At 62.8% G+C, this 16546-nt stretch carries 14 protein-coding genes and 1 tRNA gene; all 15 read right to left on the reverse strand.

Annotated elements, in window-relative coordinates:
- Window positions 1–24: 24 nt before the first annotated feature.
- Complete coding sequence (gene nusA / locus XCC_RS13060) at window positions 25–1536, reverse strand: transcription termination factor NusA (protein WP_011037645.1); 1512 nt, start codon at window positions 1534–1536, stop codon at window positions 25–27.
- Window positions 1537–1540: 4 nt separating this feature from the next.
- Window positions 1541–2131, reverse strand: a complete 591-nt coding sequence (gene rimP, locus XCC_RS13065) for a ribosome maturation factor RimP (protein WP_011037646.1) — start codon at window positions 2129–2131, stop codon at window positions 1541–1543.
- Between the two features lie 198 nt (window positions 2132–2329).
- Window positions 2330–2406 (reverse strand) — tRNA-Met (locus XCC_RS13070).
- 201 nt (window positions 2407–2607) lie between these two features.
- A complete protein-coding gene (gene nuoN, locus XCC_RS13075; protein ID WP_011037647.1) occupies window positions 2608–4068 on the reverse strand; it encodes an NADH-quinone oxidoreductase subunit NuoN in 1461 nt (486 codons plus the stop codon).
- A 36-nt stretch (window positions 4069–4104) separates the two neighbouring features.
- Window positions 4105–5607 (reverse strand): NADH-quinone oxidoreductase subunit M, encoded by a 1503-nt coding sequence (locus XCC_RS13080; RefSeq protein ID WP_011037648.1) that lies wholly within the window; start codon window positions 5605–5607, stop codon window positions 4105–4107.
- A gap of 20 nt (window positions 5608–5627) precedes the next feature.
- Window positions 5628–7811 (reverse strand): NADH-quinone oxidoreductase subunit L, encoded by a 2184-nt coding sequence (gene nuoL, locus XCC_RS13085; RefSeq protein ID WP_011037649.1) that lies wholly within the window; start codon window positions 7809–7811, stop codon window positions 5628–5630.
- A gap of 7 nt (window positions 7812–7818) precedes the next feature.
- Complete coding sequence (nuoK, locus tag XCC_RS13090; RefSeq protein WP_005914274.1) at window positions 7819–8124, reverse strand: NADH-quinone oxidoreductase subunit NuoK; 306 nt, start codon at window positions 8122–8124, stop codon at window positions 7819–7821.
- Window positions 8121–8783, reverse strand: a complete 663-nt coding sequence (locus XCC_RS13095; RefSeq protein WP_019237526.1) for an NADH-quinone oxidoreductase subunit J — start codon at window positions 8781–8783, stop codon at window positions 8121–8123. The genes nuoK and XCC_RS13095 overlap by 4 nt, the downstream gene beginning before the upstream one ends.
- A 4-nt stretch (window positions 8784–8787) precedes the next feature.
- Window positions 8788–9276, reverse strand: a complete 489-nt coding sequence (gene nuoI, locus XCC_RS13100; RefSeq protein ID WP_014508211.1) for an NADH-quinone oxidoreductase subunit NuoI — start codon at window positions 9274–9276, stop codon at window positions 8788–8790.
- Window positions 9277–9279: 3 nt separating this feature from the next.
- Complete coding sequence (gene nuoH / locus XCC_RS13105; RefSeq protein ID WP_011037652.1) at window positions 9280–10371, reverse strand: NADH-quinone oxidoreductase subunit NuoH; 1092 nt, start codon at window positions 10369–10371, stop codon at window positions 9280–9282.
- Window positions 10368–12602: an NADH-quinone oxidoreductase subunit NuoG gene (nuoG, locus tag XCC_RS13110; protein WP_011037653.1), complete on the reverse strand. Its 2235-nt coding sequence runs from the start codon at window positions 12600–12602 to the stop codon at window positions 10368–10370. Before nuoG ends, nuoH begins: the two co-directional genes overlap by 4 nt.
- Complete coding sequence (gene nuoF / locus XCC_RS13115) at window positions 12599–13933, reverse strand: NADH-quinone oxidoreductase subunit NuoF (RefSeq protein ID WP_011037654.1); 1335 nt, start codon at window positions 13931–13933, stop codon at window positions 12599–12601. The genes nuoG and nuoF overlap by 4 nt, the downstream gene beginning before the upstream one ends.
- Before the next feature lie 3 nt (window positions 13934–13936).
- The gene (nuoE, locus tag XCC_RS13120; protein WP_011037655.1) at window positions 13937–14464 is read right to left on the reverse strand and encodes an NADH-quinone oxidoreductase subunit NuoE; all 528 of its coding nucleotides are present in this window, start codon (window positions 14462–14464) and stop codon (window positions 13937–13939) included.
- Window positions 14461–15768 (reverse strand): NADH-quinone oxidoreductase subunit D, encoded by a 1308-nt coding sequence (locus tag XCC_RS13125; protein WP_011037656.1) that lies wholly within the window; start codon window positions 15766–15768, stop codon window positions 14461–14463. The genes nuoE and XCC_RS13125 overlap by 4 nt, the downstream gene beginning before the upstream one ends.
- Entirely contained in the window at window positions 15765–16517 is a 753-nt protein-coding gene (locus tag XCC_RS13130) for an NADH-quinone oxidoreductase subunit C (protein WP_011037657.1), read from the reverse strand. The genes XCC_RS13125 and XCC_RS13130 overlap by 4 nt, the downstream gene beginning before the upstream one ends.
- Between the last annotated feature and the right edge of the window lie 29 nt (window positions 16518–16546).

A 16546-nucleotide genomic window follows, 5' to 3' on the forward strand; every position in this document is an offset into this window, starting at 1 on the left:
GTCAGGGCGCGGTTCATTGCCGGCTCATTCGCCGCGCTCCAAACGGGCGATCTCCTCGGCGCGGGCCGCCAGGATCAGCGCCGCGGCGCGCTCCTGGGTCATGCCCTCGATGCCGAAGTCGACGATCTCGTCCGCTGCCAGGTCGGACAAGTCCTCGCTGGTGCGCACGCCGTGCTCGGCCAGAGCAAAGGCCGTTTCCTCGTCCATCCCCTCCAACGCCAGCAGGTCCTCGGTGGGCTGAGTCCCTTCCAGTCCTTCTTCCTCGGCCAGCGCGGCATTGAGCAGCGCGTCGCGGGCACGGGCGCGCAGTTCTTCGACGATGTCTTCGTCGAAACCCTCCACCGCCAGCAGCTCGCCAACCGGCACGTAGGCAATTTCTTCGACCGTGTTGAAGCCTTCGGACACCAGGATCGCGGAAATTTCCTCGTCCACTTCCAGGCGATCCATGAACAGCTGGCGCGCCGATGCCTGTTCAGCCTCGGACTTGGCGGCCACCTGGTCGGCGGTCATCACGTTGAGCTGCCAACCGGTCAGGCGGCTGGCCAGACGCACGTTCTGGCCGCCCTTGCCGATCGCCTGTGCCAGGCGGTCTTCCGCCACGGCCAGGTCCATCGAATGCTTGTCTTCATCGACGATGATCGACTGCACTTCGGCAGGCGCCATCGCGTTGATCACGAAGTTGGCCGGGTTCTCGTTCCACAACACGATGTCCACGCGCTCGCCATTGAGCTCGTTAGATACCGCCTGCACGCGCGAACCGCGCATGCCGATGCACGCACCGATCGGGTCGGTGCGGGTGTCGTGCGCAATCACCGCGATCTTGGCGCGGTCACCCGGATCACGTGCGCAGGCCTTGATCTCGACCAGGCCCTGGCCCACTTCCGGCACTTCCAGCTTGAACAGCTCGATCATGAATTCCGGTGCGGCGCGGCTGATGAACAGCTGCGGGCCACGCGGCTCTGAGCGCACTTCGGCCAGATAACCGCGCACACGGTCGCCCGGGCGCAGCACATCGCGCGGAATGCCCTTGTCCTTCGGAATGAAGGCTTCGGCATTACCGCCCAGGTCCACAAAGATGTTGCCGCGCTCGGCACGCTTGACCACGCCGGTGATCAACTCACCCACGCGATCCTTCCACGCATCGACCACCTGCTGCCGCTCGGCTTCGCGCACACGCTGCACGATGACCTGCTTGGCGGCCTGCGCGGCGATGCGGCCGAAGTCCGGGTTTTCGATTTGCTCTTCGACGTAGTCACCGACATCGACGCCGTCGGCTTCCTCGATGGCATCCATCAGGCGCACCTGGCGGTCGGGCGACTCCATCACCACATCGTCGGCCACCACTTCCCAACGGCGGAAGGTTTCGTAATTGCCATCCTTGTGATCGATGGTCACGCGCGTCAGCACGTCCTGGTCGGGATAGCGCTTCTTCGCCGCGGAAGCCAAAGCGGCCTCGATCGCGTCGAAGATCACCTCACGCGGCACGCCTTTTTCGTTGGCGACCGCATCCACTACCAGCAAAAGTTCCTTGCTCATTTAGTCACTCCGCGCGCGGCTTGCCAGCCGCCGGCTCGTTGGATGGTTTCTTCTTGTCGTGCCCGGGTTTTTTCGGGCCGGGCTTATTCGGTTTCTGCGGTGCCAGGCCCAGTGCGACCCAGTCCGGCAGGATGCGCGCCTTGTCGATATTGTCGAAGCCGATCTGCACGTCCTTGCCATCGACCGAGAACACGACTGCAGCAGCTTCAGTGTCGATGCGGACGATCTGGCCCTGAAAGCGGCGCCGGCCATCCTGCGCCAGCTTCAACACGATCTTGGCGGACTCGCCGACATGGCGGGCGAACTGATCCAGCGTGAACAAGGGACGATCCACACCTGGCGAGGAGACTTCCAGGGTGTAATTGCCGCTGATTGGATCTTCGACGTCCAACTGGGCAGACACTTCGCGGCTCACGCGCTCGCAGTCATCGACGTTGATGATGCGATCGGGCTGCTCGGCGAGCGGCACATCGATATACAGGCGCAACGTTGCGCCACCCGGGGCCGGAAGATATTCGACACCCAGCAGTTCCAGACCCAAGGACTCAACCGTTGGACCCAGCAGATTGGCGATTTCGGTCGCTTTTTCGCTCACAGACTGCCCTGATCAGATGATTGCCAGTAGAACCCCCGGCAACCGGCAGCAAACTTTCCGGTTCCGGAAAAAACAAGGGGCCCGATGGGCCCCTTGCGTGAAAAAAGCCCGACCTCTCAGGGTCGGCGCAAGGACGGGAACATGCGTCCTTACGATCCAAGAAGCTGATGAGTTGCCCGAAGGCAACATATCAAAACTTGGTAGCGGGGGCAGGATTTGAACCTGCGACCTTCGGGTTATGAGCCCGACGAGCTGCCAGACTGCTCCACCCCGCAGCAGAAGCGGAATTATGAAGAACTTGGGAGAAAATTGCAAGCCCTAGTTTTTCATCTGTTGAAGACCTTGGAGGCTCTCAACGTCGCGGCACATGATAACCGCGATGACACAAAAACGAAACAGCGATCACGACTTTATTTCAGTGCCCTGCCAGTTTAGTCAGGACACGTGCCTGCACACAGCGGGCACTAGCTATGCGATCAGGCCAGGCCCGCAAACGCGCGCTGGCACCACACCATGATCGGGTTCCAGGCCAGGCCCAGTGCGAGCAACGCGAGCGCATTGACACCCAGCACCGTCCCCAGCACGCGATCCTTGTTGGCAGGCAGCGGCTCGCCAACCGGTTCGTCGAAGTACATGACCTTGATGACGCGCAGGTAGTAATACGCACCGATCACCGCGCACAGCACGCCGACCATCGCGAGCCACAACATGTCGCCCTTCACCGCCGCGCCGAGCACGGCCAGCTTGGTCCAGAAACCGAGGAACGGCGGAATGCCGGCCAACGACGCCATGATGCAGAGCACCAGGCCAGCCATCCACGGGTTGCGTGCGTTCAGGCCCTTGAAGTCGTCGATGTGCTCAGCTTCGAAGCCGCTGCGCGACAGCGCAATGATCGCGCCGAACGACGCCGTGGACATGATGGTGTAGCTCACCGCGTAGAACATCGCGGCGGCATAGCCCTCCTCGCCGCCACCTGCCACGCCCATCAGCAGGAAGCCGATATGCGAGACCGTTGAGTACGCCAGCATGCGCTTGAGGTTGCTCTGCGCGATGGCCATCAGGTTACCGATCACCAGCGACAAAGCTGACAGGCCACCGATCAGCAGATGCCACTGCGGCGACAGCGGGCCCATGCCCATTTCGAGCAGGCGATACGCCATGCCGAAGGCGGCCAGCTTGGGCGCGGAGCTGATGAACAGCGCGATCGGCGCTGGCGCACCCTGATAGACGTCGGGCAGCCACATATGGAACGGCGCGGCACCCAGTTTGAAGGCCACACCGGCGATCATGAAGATCGTACCGGTCAGCAACAGCGTGCGCTCGCCCGAGCCTTCGATTGCGTCGTGGATGCCGGCCAGGCTCAGCGTCCCCGTGGCGCCATACACCAGCGACATGCCGTACAACAGCAGACCGGAGGCCAGCGAACCCAGCACGAAGTACTTCATCGCCGCTTCGGTCGCCAGGCCGTTGTCCCGGTTGGACGCCACCAGCGCATACGAGCACAGCGCCAGCAACTCCAGGCCAAGGTAGACCATCAGCAGGCTGCCGGCGGAGGTGAGCAGCATCATGCCGGCAGTCGCAAACAGCACCAGCACCGGAATCTCGCCCTGGTACAGATTGCGCTCGCGCAGATAGCTCCAGCCGTAAACCAGGCTCAGGCCACTGACCAGCACGATCACCGTCTTCATGACATCGGCGGCGGTGTCGCGCACGAACATGCCGTGGAAGGCTTCGCCCTGCCCGCCCGTGCCGGTTGCCAGCATCACCAGCACCACGGCCAGGACTGCGACAGAGAACAGGTGGGTCCAGACCTTGTGCCGCTGGCTCACGAACAGATCGATCATCAACAGTGCGAAGGCACCGCCGATCAGCACCAGCTCCGGTGCGAGCGGAGCCAGGTCAGCGGTGGTCAACGGCGCGAGCGTTGGCGTGGTCATCATCAAATCCTGAAAATCAATACGGACGGCAAGCGGTTAGAGCTTGGTCGTTGCAATCTGGGTCGCCAGCTTGGCGATCGACGGTTCCATCAGGTCGGTCAGCGGCTTCGGATACAGGCCAAGCGCCAGTACACCGGCAGCAAACACGCCCAACACGAAGGCCTCGCGACCGTTGATGTCCTTCAGCTCCGCCACATGCGCATTGGCCACTTCGCCGAAGAACACGCGCTTGTAGAGCCACAGCGTGTAGGCCGCGGTGATCACCAGCGTGGTTGCCGCAGCAAAGGCCACCAACGGATGCTTCTGGAAGCTGGCCAGGATGACCATGAATTCGCCAACGAAACCGCTCGTGCCCGGCAGGCCGGCGTTCGCCATGAAGAACAACATGGCAAAGGTGGCAAACCACGGCATGACATTCACCACGCCGCCGTAATCGGCAATGCGGCGGGTATGCATGCGGTCGTACAGCACGCCGATGCAGGAGAACATCGCGCCGGATACGAAGCCGTGCGAAATCATTTGCACCATCGCGCCCTGCAGGCCAAGACGGGCCGCATCGGTGCTGCCGTACTCGCGCACCAGGGTGAACGCGATGAAGGTGCCGAGGGTGACGAAGCCCATGTGCGCGATGGACGAATACGCCACCAGCTTCTTCATGTCGTCCTGCACCAGCGCCACCAGGCCGACGTAAATCACCGCGATCAGCGACAGCGCGATCACCAGCCAGGCCCATTGGTTGCTGGCGTCAGGCAGGATCGGCAGGTTGAAGCGCAGGAAGCCGTAGCCGCCGATCTTCAGCGCGATCGCCGCAAGGATCACCGAGCCGGCGGTCGGTGCCTCAACGTGCGCATCCGGCAGCCAGGTGTGCACCGGGAACATCGGCACCTTGACCGCGAAAGCGATCATGAACGCGAAGAAGATCCAGGTCTGTTCCTTGGCGGTCAGCTGCAGCGCGTACAGGTCGGCGAGCTGGAAGCTGCCACCCTTCAGGTACAGGTAGATCAGGCCCACCAGCATCAGCACCGAGCCGAGGAAGGTGTACAGGAAGAACTTCATGGCCGCGTAGATGCGACGCGGGCCGCCCCAGACACCGATGATCAGGAACATCGGGATCAGCATGGCTTCGAAGAACACGTAGAACAGCATCGCGTCGGTGGCCGCAAAGATGCCGACCGTGACGCCTTCGAGGATCAGGAAGGCCGCAACGTACTGGTTGACGCGCTTGTCGATCGAGCGCCAGGCGCCGATCAACGCAAGCACGGTCACCAGCGTGGTCAACACGATCAACGCGACCGCAATGCCGTCCACGCCCAGGTTGTAGCCGATGTTGTAGGCCGGGATCCAGGCATGTTGCTCGATGAACTGCATGGCATCGTTCGCCGTGTCATACCCGAGCAGCGGCAGACTCAGCACGAAGGTCGCCACGGCCACCGCAAGAGACGCCCAGCGGGCGGTCTCGGCGTTGCGCAATGCGAGGATCAGGGCGCCACCGATAATCGGCAGCCAGATCAGAAGAGACAGTAAAGGCCAGTTCGACACGTTTTCTTATTCCGTACAGGTCAACGCCAGAAATGCATCAGTACCGCCAACAAGGCGATCAAACCGATGATCATTGCGAAGGCGTAGTGATAGAGGAAACCGGATTGCGTGCGACGCAGCAGATGTGCAGCCAGGTCGATCAGTCGGGCAGAACCATTGACCGCCACGCCATCCACCACGTGGGTGTCGATTGCGCGGGAAGCCTTTCCAAGGACCACGCCACCACCGGCGAAGCCATTGATCCACAGCTTGTCAAAGCCGTACTTGTTTTCCAGCAGCCACACGATCGGCGCAAACGCCTTGCGTGACTTGGTGGCCAGCTCTGGCTTCCAGAGATAGAACAGCGCGGCCAGCAGCAGGCCGGCGACCGTCAGGAAGAACGGTGCCGCCATCATGCCGTGCAGCGCGAACGCCACCGGACCATGGAATTCTTCGGCCAATGCGCCGACGGTGTCGCGCGCCGGGTCGTAGAAGTCGACGATGCCGGTGAAGAACGACACGGCCTGCCCCTTCATCGCATGCGCCGCGTGGTGGCCTTGCCAGTCGGTACCGAACAGCATCGGGCCGATGGTGAAGAAGCCGATCGCCACCGACGGAATCGCCAGCAAGATGAGCGGCAGCGTGACCACCCACTTGGACTCGTGCGGCTCGTGCGGCTCGTGGGCACCGTGGTGACCATGACCATGACCATGATCGTCGTGCCCATGCGCATCGTGTGCATCATGACCGTGGCTGTCGTGCGTATGCACCTGCGCCTCGGCATCGGTATGGGCGCTGTCGTGATGGGCGTGCACGTCATGTGCATGCGCATCGCGGAAGCGTTCCTTGCCGTGGAAGGTCAGGAACAGCAGGCGGAAGCTGTAGAAGCTGGTGACCAGCACGCCGCCGAGCACTGCCCAGTAGCCGTAGGTGGCGATCCAGCTGTGCGACTCATGCGCGTGGTGCGCGGCCGCTTCGATGATGGTGTCCTTCGAGTAGAAACCCGAGAAGAACGGCGTACCGACCAGCGCCAGGGTACCGATCACGCTGGTCCAGTAGGTCACCTTCATGTACTTGCGCAGCCCGCCCATCTTGCGCATGTCCTGCTCGTGGTGCATGCCGATGATGACCGAGCCGGCCGCAAGGAACAGCAGCGCCTTGAAGAAGGCATGCGTCATCAGGTGGAACACGGCGGCCGAATAGGCAGAGACGCCCAGCGCGACGGTCATGTAGCCCAGCTGCGACAGCGTGGAATACGCCACCACGCGCTTGATGTCGTTCTGCACGATGCCGATCAGGCCGGTGAAGAAGGCCGTGGTCGCACCGATGAACAGGATGAAGTTCAGCGCGGTTTCGGACAGCTCGAACAGCGGCGACATGCGCGCCACCATGAAGATGCCCGCGGTCACCATCGTCGCGGCATGGATCAGTGCCGAAATCGGGGTCGGGCCTTCCATCGAGTCCGGCAGCCACACATGCAGCGGCACCTGCGCCGACTTGCCCATCGCACCAATGAACAGGCAGATGCAGATCAGCGTCATCACGCTCCACTCGTGGCCGGCGAACAGCTGCACCTTGGCACCAGCCATGGTGGTCGCGTTGGCAAACACGGTGGAGTAGTCGAGCGAGCCGAACCACAGCAGCACCCCGGCAATGCCCAGGATGAAACCGAAGTCGCCCACGCGGTTGACCAGGAACGCCTTCATGTTGGCGAACACAGCGGTCGGGCGCTTGAACCAGAAGCCGATCAACAGGTAGGACACCAGGCCCACCGCTTCCCAGCCGAAGAACAGCTGCAGGAAGTTGTTGCTCATCACCAGCGTCAGCATGGAGAAGGTGAACAACGAGATGTAGCTGAAGAAGCGCTGGTAACCCGGGTCTTCTTCCATGTAGCCGATGGTGTAGATGTGCACCAGCAGTGACACGAAGGTCACCACCACCATCATCATCGCGGTCAGGCGGTCGACCATGAAGCCGACATGCGCCGAGTAGTTACCGACGTCGAAGAAGGTGTACAGGTTCTGGTTGAACGGGCTGGCGCCCAGCTCCACCAGTTGGTACAGCGTCAGGCAGGACAACACGCAGCTGACCGCCACACCGAGGATGGTGACGTATTGCGCGCCCTTGCGCCCTACCTGGCGACCGAAGAGGCCGGCGACGATGCTGCCGACCAGCGGTGCAAGCACCACTGCGATCAGCAGACTCTTGGAGAGAGTGATTTCCATCTACAGGTCAGCCCTTCAACGTATCGACTTCGGCCACATTGATCGTGCGGCGCGTACGGAACAGTGTCACCAGGATCGCAAGGCCGATGGCGGCCTCCGCGGCGGCAACGGTCAGGATGAAGAACACGAACAACTGACCTGCGGTATCGCCGAGCTCGCGCGAGAAAGCGATGAAGTTGACGTTGACCGACAACAGCATCAGCTCGATCGACATCAACAGCACGATGACGTTCTTGCGATTGAGGAAGATGCCGGCCAGCGAGATGCAGAACAGCACCGCGCCCAAGCCCAGCAGGTGGCCCAAGGTAATCAAGACTTCGCCTCCTGTCCGTCGGTCGCATCCAGGGTCGGCGCAACCTGTACCGGCTTTTCAACCGCCATTTTGACCATGCGCAGACGGTCGGTGGACCGCACCCGCGACTGCTCGCTTGCATTCTGCATCTTGATGCCGGTGCGCTTGCGCAAGGTCAGCATCACCGCCGCCACCACGGCAACGGTCAGGATCACCGCAGCGAACTCGAACGGCAGCAAGAACTCGGTGTACAGGCTCTTTGCCAGCCAGGTCAGGTTGGACGTATCGGTGGCTTGCGCGGCAGCGTTATCGACCGGGAACGGGGTGGCCAAGCGTGCCTTGACCCCGATCAGCGTGACCATCTGGGCCAGCATGGCAACCGCCACAATGACGCCGACCGGCATGTACTTGACCCAGCCTTCGCGCAACCGGCTAGTGTCGATGTCCAGCATCATCACCACGAACAGGAACAGCACCATCACCGCGCCGACGTAGACCAGCACCAGGGTTACGCCCAGGAACTCGGCGCCCACCAGCAGCCAGATGCAGGCCATCGAGAAGAAGGTGAGGATCAGGCACAACACGGCATACACCGGGTTGCGCACGCTGATCACCGCACCGGCGGAGACGACCGCGACGGCGGAGAAGGCGTAGAAAGCAATAGTGACCCAGTCCATCATGACCTCAACGGAAGGCGGCATCGGCAGCGCGACGCTCGGCGATCTCGGCTTCAAGCCGGTCTCCGATCGCCAGCAGCTGCGGCTTGTTGACAATATTCTCGCCACGCTTCTCGAAGTGGTACTCGAGGATGTGCGTTTCGACGATCGAGTCCACCGGGCAGCTTTCTTCGCAGAAGCCGCAGAAGATGCACTTGAACAGGTCGATGTCGTAGCGCGTGGTGCGACGGGTGCCGTCCTCGCGCTTGGCCGAGTCGATGGTGATCGCCAGTGCCGGGCAAACCGCTTCGCACAGCTTGCAGGCAATGCAGCGCTCTTCGCCATTGGGGTAGCGACGCAGCGCGTGCAACCCACGGAAGCGCGGCGACTGCGGGAACTTCTCCATCGGATACAGCACGGTGTACTTGGGCTTGAACGTGTATTTCAACGTCAGCCACAGCCCTCCGAGCAGTTCGAGCAGCAGCAGGCTCTTGAAGTAATGGGTGATCTTGTTCATCAATTACACGCCCTTCTGGATCACGCCGTAAAACACCATCAATGCCGTCACCGCGATCCACACGATCGTGAGCGGAATGAACACCTTCCAGCCCAGACGCATGATCTGGTCATAGCGGTAACGCGGGAAGCTTGCGCGGAACCAGATGTAGGCACTCGCAAAGAAGAACACCTTCATCAGCAGCCACGGCCAGCCACCGGTCCACAGCCAATTGACCCACGGCGAGATATCCGCCGTGACCCAGCCCTGGATCGGGCTCAGCCAGCCACCGAGGAAGAAGATCGAGATCAGGAAGCTGACCAGGATCATGTTGGCGTATTCGGCCAGGAAGAACAGCGCAAACGCGCCGCCCGAGTACTCCACCATGTGGCCGGCGACGATTTCCGATTCACCTTCCACTACGTCGAACGGCGCGCGGTTGGTCTCGGCGACGCCGGAGACCCAGTACACGATGAACAACGGGAACAGCGGAATCAGGAACCAGTCGAAGAAGCCGGAGCTACCCGCCTGCGCAAACACGATCTGGCTGAGGTTGACGCTGCCCGAGGCGATCATCACGCCGACCAGTGCAAAGCCCATCGCAATTTCGTAGCTGACCACCTGCGCGGCTGAGCGCATCGCACCCAGGAACGCGTACTTGGAGTTGGACGCCCAGCCGGCCAGGATGATGCCGTAGACGCCCAGCGAGGTCATCGCCAGCAGGTACAGCAGACCCACGTTGGCATTGGACAACACCAGCTTCGCATCGAACGGCACCACCGACCAGGCCGCAAACGCCGGCGCCAGGGTGAGCAATGGCGCGATGATGAACATCGCCTTGTGCGAGCTGCTGGGCTGCAGGATTTCCTTGAACAGCAATTTGAAGACGTCGGCGAAGGCCTGGAAGATGCCCATGCCCACGTACATTGGCCCGTGGCGCACATGCATCCAGCCGATCAGCTTGCGCTCCCAGACCACGTAGAAGGCCACCGTCACAATCACCGGCACGGCGATCAGCAGGATCTTCAGCACGGTCCACAGCAACACGCCGCCATCGCCCAGTCCGAGGAACCACTGGTGCAGGGGGTCGACCACGTTCAACAGCAACTCGTTCATGCAGCCACCACCGTTACCCGACCGGCACCCAACGGCGCGGTTGCGCCATGGCCGGATTCGATCCACACCGTGCCCGGTGCGACGCGCTTGTCCAGCACCACCGGCAAGGTCGCCCTGCCCGCGTCGGTGCCAACCTTGACGACTTGCCCGGCAGCGACCTGCAGCTGCGCGGCCTGCTCCGGGTGCATCGCCACACACGGGGCGATGTTGAGCGGGTGCGACTGCAGTGCGGCGGCGCGGCGTACCACCGCATCGGTGCGGTAGATCGCAGCGGTTGCTGCAACTTCCAGACCTTCGCTCGCAGTAGCCGGCTGCGCCGACGTCGCTGCAGTCACGCTGCGCTGCTGCATGCCGGCGCGCAGACCGACCAGGTCGATGAACTCGAACCCAGCCAGACCCAGCTCACCACCCAGTGCGCGCAGCACGCGCCAGCCCTCACGCGCCTCGACCGGCAACCGACCCGCAGCACGTGCGGTCTGCACGCGGCCATCGAGATTGGTCAGCGACGCATCGATTTCCGGCAGTGCGCCGATCGGCAAAATCACATCGGCCACGTCGCGTGTGGATGCACAGGCGAACTGGCTGAAAGCCACGACTTTCGCGCCGGCCAGCGCGCTGCGCGCAGCGGCCGCATCGGCAAAATCCAGACCGGGTTCGATGCCGTACACCACATACGCCTGACGCGGCTCGGCAAACATGCCGGCGACTGTCCGCGCAGTCGGCAACACGCCCTGCGAGACCAGGCCGACCGCGTTGGCGCCCTGCGGGATCCGGCACAGCGACGCACCGGTTGCCGCTGCAAAGGCACGTGCCGCTGCACGCAGCGTCGCCGCCTGCGGATGATTTTCTGCCAATGCGCCGACCACGATCACGGCGCGGCTTGCGCCCTTGACCGCATCACGCAGCGTGGCGTCGTCCAGCGCGCCAGCCAGCTGAGTCGGCGAGACCACCGTCCGGCTGGCCTGGGTGAAGGCGAAATCGAAATCGACCGGGTTGACCGAATGGATCTGGGTGCGGTTCTGGATGCTCGCCTTGCGCAGGCGGGCATGCAGCAGCGGCAGCTCATGGCGCACGTTGGTGCCGAACAGCACCACGACATCGGCCTGTTCGATCTCGGCCAGCGGCGTGGCAAAGGCTTCGGCAACAGCGGCGTCGGAGAAATCGCGGTTGAGCAGGCGGTGATCCAGGTTGCCGCTGCCCAGGCCCTCGGCCAGACGCGCCAGCAAGGCGCCTTCTTCGTTCGAGGTGGCCGGGTGCACCAGCACGCCGAGCTGATCACCGGCGTTATCGCGCAGGATCTGCGTCGCAGCGGCCAGGCCTTCGGCCCAGCTCACTTCGGTCCATTCACCGTTGACCTTCTTGAGCGGCTTCACCGCACGGTCTTCGGCGTACAGGCCCTGATGCGAATAACGGTCGCGATCGGACAGCCAGCACTCGTTGACGGCTTCGTTCTCGCGCGGCACGGTGCGCAGCACTTCGCCGCGACGCACGTGCAGGAACAGGTTGGAGCCCATCGCATCGTGATAACCGAGCGATTCACGTGCCATCAGTTCCCACGGACGCGCACGGAACTGGAACACCTTGTTGGTCAGCGCGCCCACCGGGCAAACGTCGATGACGTTGCCGGAAATTTCAGTGGTCAGCGGCTTGCCGTCGTAGGTGCCGATCTGCAGGTTCTCACCGCGATACATACCGCCCAGCTCGTAGGTTCCGGCGATATCGGCGGTGAAGCGCACGCAGCGCGTGCACTGGATGCAGCGGGTCATCTCGGTCGCCACCAGCGGGCCGATGTCTTCGTCCGGCACCACGCGCTTGCGCTCATTGAAGCGGCTCACCGAACGGCCGTAGCCAAGCGAGACGTCCTGCAATTCGCACTCGCCGCCCTGATCGCAGATCGGGCAGTCCAGCGGGTGGTTGATCAGCAGGAATTCCATCACGCTGCGCTGGTACTTCAGCGCTTTTTCGCTGCGCGTGGTGACCTTCATGCCGTCCATCACCGGCGTGGCGCAGGCAGGCGACGGCTTGGGCGACTTTTCAACATCGACCAGGCACATGCGGCAGTTGGCCGCAATCGGCAGCTTCTCGTGGTAACAGAAGCGCGGGATCGGGATGCCGGCCTTGTCGGCGGCCTGGATGATCATCGAGCCCTTCGGCACCACCAGCGACTGCCCGTCGATCTCGACGGTGACATGGTCCGGTGGCACGTTCGGGTTCACTGGTTGGGCGCTCATGCGGCCACTCCGACATGCGTGTCGACGATCGAACGACCGTTGACGATGTAGTACTCGAATTCGTCCCAGAACTGGCGCAGGAAGCCCTGGATCGGCCATGCCGCCGCTTCGCCGAACGCGCAGATGGTGTGACCTTCGATCTGGCCGGCCACGGTGCGCAGCTGGTGGAGGTCTTCCATCGTGGCCTTGCCGGCGACGATGCGCTCCAGCACGCGATGCATCCAGCCGGTGCCTTCGCGGCACGGGGTGCACTGGCCGCAGGATTCCTTGTGGAAGAACTGCGAGATGCGGCAGGCAAACCGCACGCAGCACACGCTGTCATCCAGCACCACGATGGCGCCGGAACCCAGACCGGTGCCAAGCGCGCGCAGGGTGTCGTAATCCATCTGCAGGCCAGCGACCTGGTCGGCCTTCAGCACCGGCATCGACACGCCGCCGGGCACCACGCCCTTGAGCTTGCGGCCCGGACGCAGGCCACCGGCCATTTCCAGCAGTTCGTCGAAGGTGGTGCCGAGCGGCACTTCGAAATTGCCGCCCTTCTGCACGCAGCCGGACACCGAGAAGATCTTCGGGCCGCCGTTCTTGGTCTTGCTCAACCCCAGGAACCACTCCGGGCCATTGCGAATGATCGCTGGCACCGACGCGTAGGTCTCGGTGTTGTTGATGGTGGTGGGCTTGCCGTACAGGCCGAAGTTCGCCGGGAACGGCGGCTTGTAGCGCGGCTGGCCCTTCTTGCCTTCCAGCGATTCCATCAGCGCGGTTTCTTCGCCGCAGATGTAAGCGCCAGCGCCCAGCGCACCATAGATATCGATATCCACGCCGCTGCCGAGAATGTTCTTGCCCAGCCAGCCGTTGGCATAGGCATCGGCCAGTGCCAGCTCGAAATTTTCGAACGGCTCGTGATGGAACTCACCACGCAGATAGTTGTAGCCCACGGTCGAGCCAGTGGCGTAGCAGGCGATTGCCATGCCCTCCACCACCGAGTGCGGGTTGTAACGCAGGATGTCGCGGTCCTTGCAGGTCCCCGGCTCGGATTCGTCCGAATTGCACAGGATGTACTTCTGCATGGTGCCCTTGGGCATGAAGGACCACTTCAGACCAGTCGGGAAGCCCGCGCCACCGCGGCCGCGCAGGTTGGAAGCCTTCACCATTTCGATGACGTCGCCCGGCGGGATCTTCTCTTCGAGGATCTTGCGCAGCGCGGCGTAGCCACCGGTCTTCAGATAGCTTTCGTACGACCACGGGGTGTCGTAGTGCAGGGTCGTGTAGACGACCTGATGCGGCAGCGGCGCCGGACCGACCGGGCCTGAGGGTGCGTGATGATGTGCCATTCCTTACTCCAGCCCGTCCAGTAGCGCGTCGACCTTTTCTTTCGTCAGGTGCTCGTGGTAATGGCCGTTGATGACCATCATCGGCGCTGCAGAGCAGGCCGCCAGGCATTCTTCTTCGCGCTTGAGGTAGACGCGCCCATCGGCGGTCGACTGACCCAACTTGCAGCCCAGCTTCTTTTCGGCGTGCGCCAGCAGATCTTCAGCGCCGTTGAGCCAGCAGCTGATGTTGGTGCAGAACGCCACGTTGTGGCGGCCGACCTTCTCGGTTTCGAACATCGAGTAGAAGCTGGCCACTTCGTAGGCCCACACCGGCGGCAGCTCCAGATACTTGGCCACGCCCACGATCAGCTCGTCGGTCAACCAACCCTGGTTCTGTTCCTGCGCGGCATGCAGACCCTGCAACACGGCCGAACGCTTGCGGTCGGGCGGGAACTTGCTCAGCCAATGATCGATGTGCGCGCGCGTCTTGTCGCTCAGCACTACCTGCGGATCGACGTCGCGCGCCGCTTCGAAATTACCCGTCGCCTTCATCGGTCAACCTCACCGAAAACCAAATCGTAAGTACCGATCATCGCCACGACGTCGGCCAGCAAATACCCGCGCACCACCGCGTCCATCGAGGACAGATGCGCAAAGCCCGGTGCGCGCAGATGCACGCGGAACGGCTTGTTGGCGCCATCGGACATCAGGTAGCAGCCGAACTCGCCCTTGGGCGCTTCAACGGCGCAATAAGTCTCGCCGGCGGGAACGCAGTAGCCTTCGCTGAACAGCTTGAAGTGATGGATCAGCGCTTCCATGTCGTCCTTCATGCCTTCGCGGCTTGGCGGAGCGACCTTGAAATTGGTGACCATGACCGGGCCTGGATTGGCCTTCAGCCACTTCACGCACTGCTTGATGATGCGGTTGGACTCGCGCATCTCGGCCACGCGCACCAGGTAACGGTCGTAGCAGTCGCCGTTGGTGCCGACCGGCACGTCGAAGTCCACCGCGTCGTACTTGGCGTACGGCTGCTTCTTGCGCAGATCCCATTCGATGCCCGAACCACGCAGCATCGGACCGGTCATGCCCCAGGCGCGCGCCAGATCCGGGCTGATGATGCCCACGTCCACGGTGCGCTGCTTCCAGATGCGATTCTCGGTCAGCAACGTTTCGTATTCGTCCACACGGGACGGGAACGTGTCGGTGAAGTTCTCGAGGAAATCCAGCATCGAGCCTTCGCGCGCGGCGTTGAGCTTGGTCAGCGCCCCGCCCTTATGCCAACGCGATTCCTTGTACTTGGGCATGCGGTCAGGCAGATCGCGGTAGACGCCGCCCGGACGGTAATAGGCGGCGTGCATGCGCGCGCCACTGACCGCCTCGTAGACGTCCATCAATTCTTCGCGCTCGCGGAAGGCGTAGAGCATCACCGCCATCGCGCCGAGGTCGAGCGCATTGGAACCCACCCACATCAGGTGGTTCTTGATGCGGGTGATCTCGTCGAACATCGTGCGGATGTACTGCGCGCGCTCCGGCGCTTCGATCCCCATCAGGGATTCGATCGCGCGCACGTAGGCGTGCTCGTTGCACATCATCGACACGTAATCCAGGCGGTCCATGTACGGAACCGACTGGTTGAACGGCTTGGACTCGGCCAGCTTCTCGGTGCCACGGTGCAGCAGGCCGATATGCGGGTCGGCACGCACCACGGTTTCGCCGTCCATTTCCAGGATCAGGCGCAATACGCCGTGCGCCGCAGGATGCTGCGGGCCGAAGTTCATCGTGTAATTGCGGATTTCCTGCTTGCTTTCCACAGGATTGCTCGCGAAGGCATCGGTTGCCTGGCGGTACTCACTCACTTGGCAGTCTCCGACTTGCCCACTTCACCAGCGGCAGTCTCATAACGCGCGTCGTCGCGGATCACGCGCGGCACGCCGACACGCGGCTCCACCGAGGTCACCGGCTCGTACACCACGCGCTTGCGCTCGTCGTCGTAACGCACTTCGACGTTGCCGATCAGCGGGAAGTCCTTGCGGAACGGATGGCCGACAAATCCGTAGTCGGTCAGGATGCGGCGCAGGTCCGGATGGCCATCGAACACGATGCCGAACAGGTCGAACGCCTCGCGCTCGAACCAGTTCACACCCGGCCAGATGTCGGTCAACGACGCCACCACCGGCACCTGCTCGTCGGGTGCATAGCACCGCACGCGCAAACGCTGGTTGTGCTGGTAGGAAATCAGCTGGGCCACCACCGCGAAGCGCTGCGTCGGCAGCTGCTGCGGTTGGGCACCGTTGGAACTTTCTTGGCTGGGGAATTCACCCCAGGCAAAGCGACCCAGCGCCTTGCCCTCGACACCACGGCTGAAACCCTGGGACGACACGTCGGCGGTGTCCCACTCGTCGCTGCCGTAGCCCAGGTAATCGACGCCGCACAGGTCGCTGAGCTGCTCGAAACCGAGCTCGTCGCGCAAGGCAAGACAGGTGGCGTGCCACTGTGCCGCAGCGACTTCCAGCGTCACTTCGCCGCGCGGCTGGACCACGGAGATCTGCGCACCGGCGAAACGCGCCGCTAGTCGGTCAGTGAAGGAAGATGCTTGCTCTGCCATGGGGGCTTGGCTGCTCTCGGTAGGAGAAG

The sequence above is a fragment of the Xanthomonas campestris pv. campestris str. ATCC 33913 genome, assembly GCF_000007145.1.
In the GTDB taxonomy this organism is placed as follows: domain Bacteria; phylum Pseudomonadota; class Gammaproteobacteria; order Xanthomonadales; family Xanthomonadaceae; genus Xanthomonas; species Xanthomonas campestris.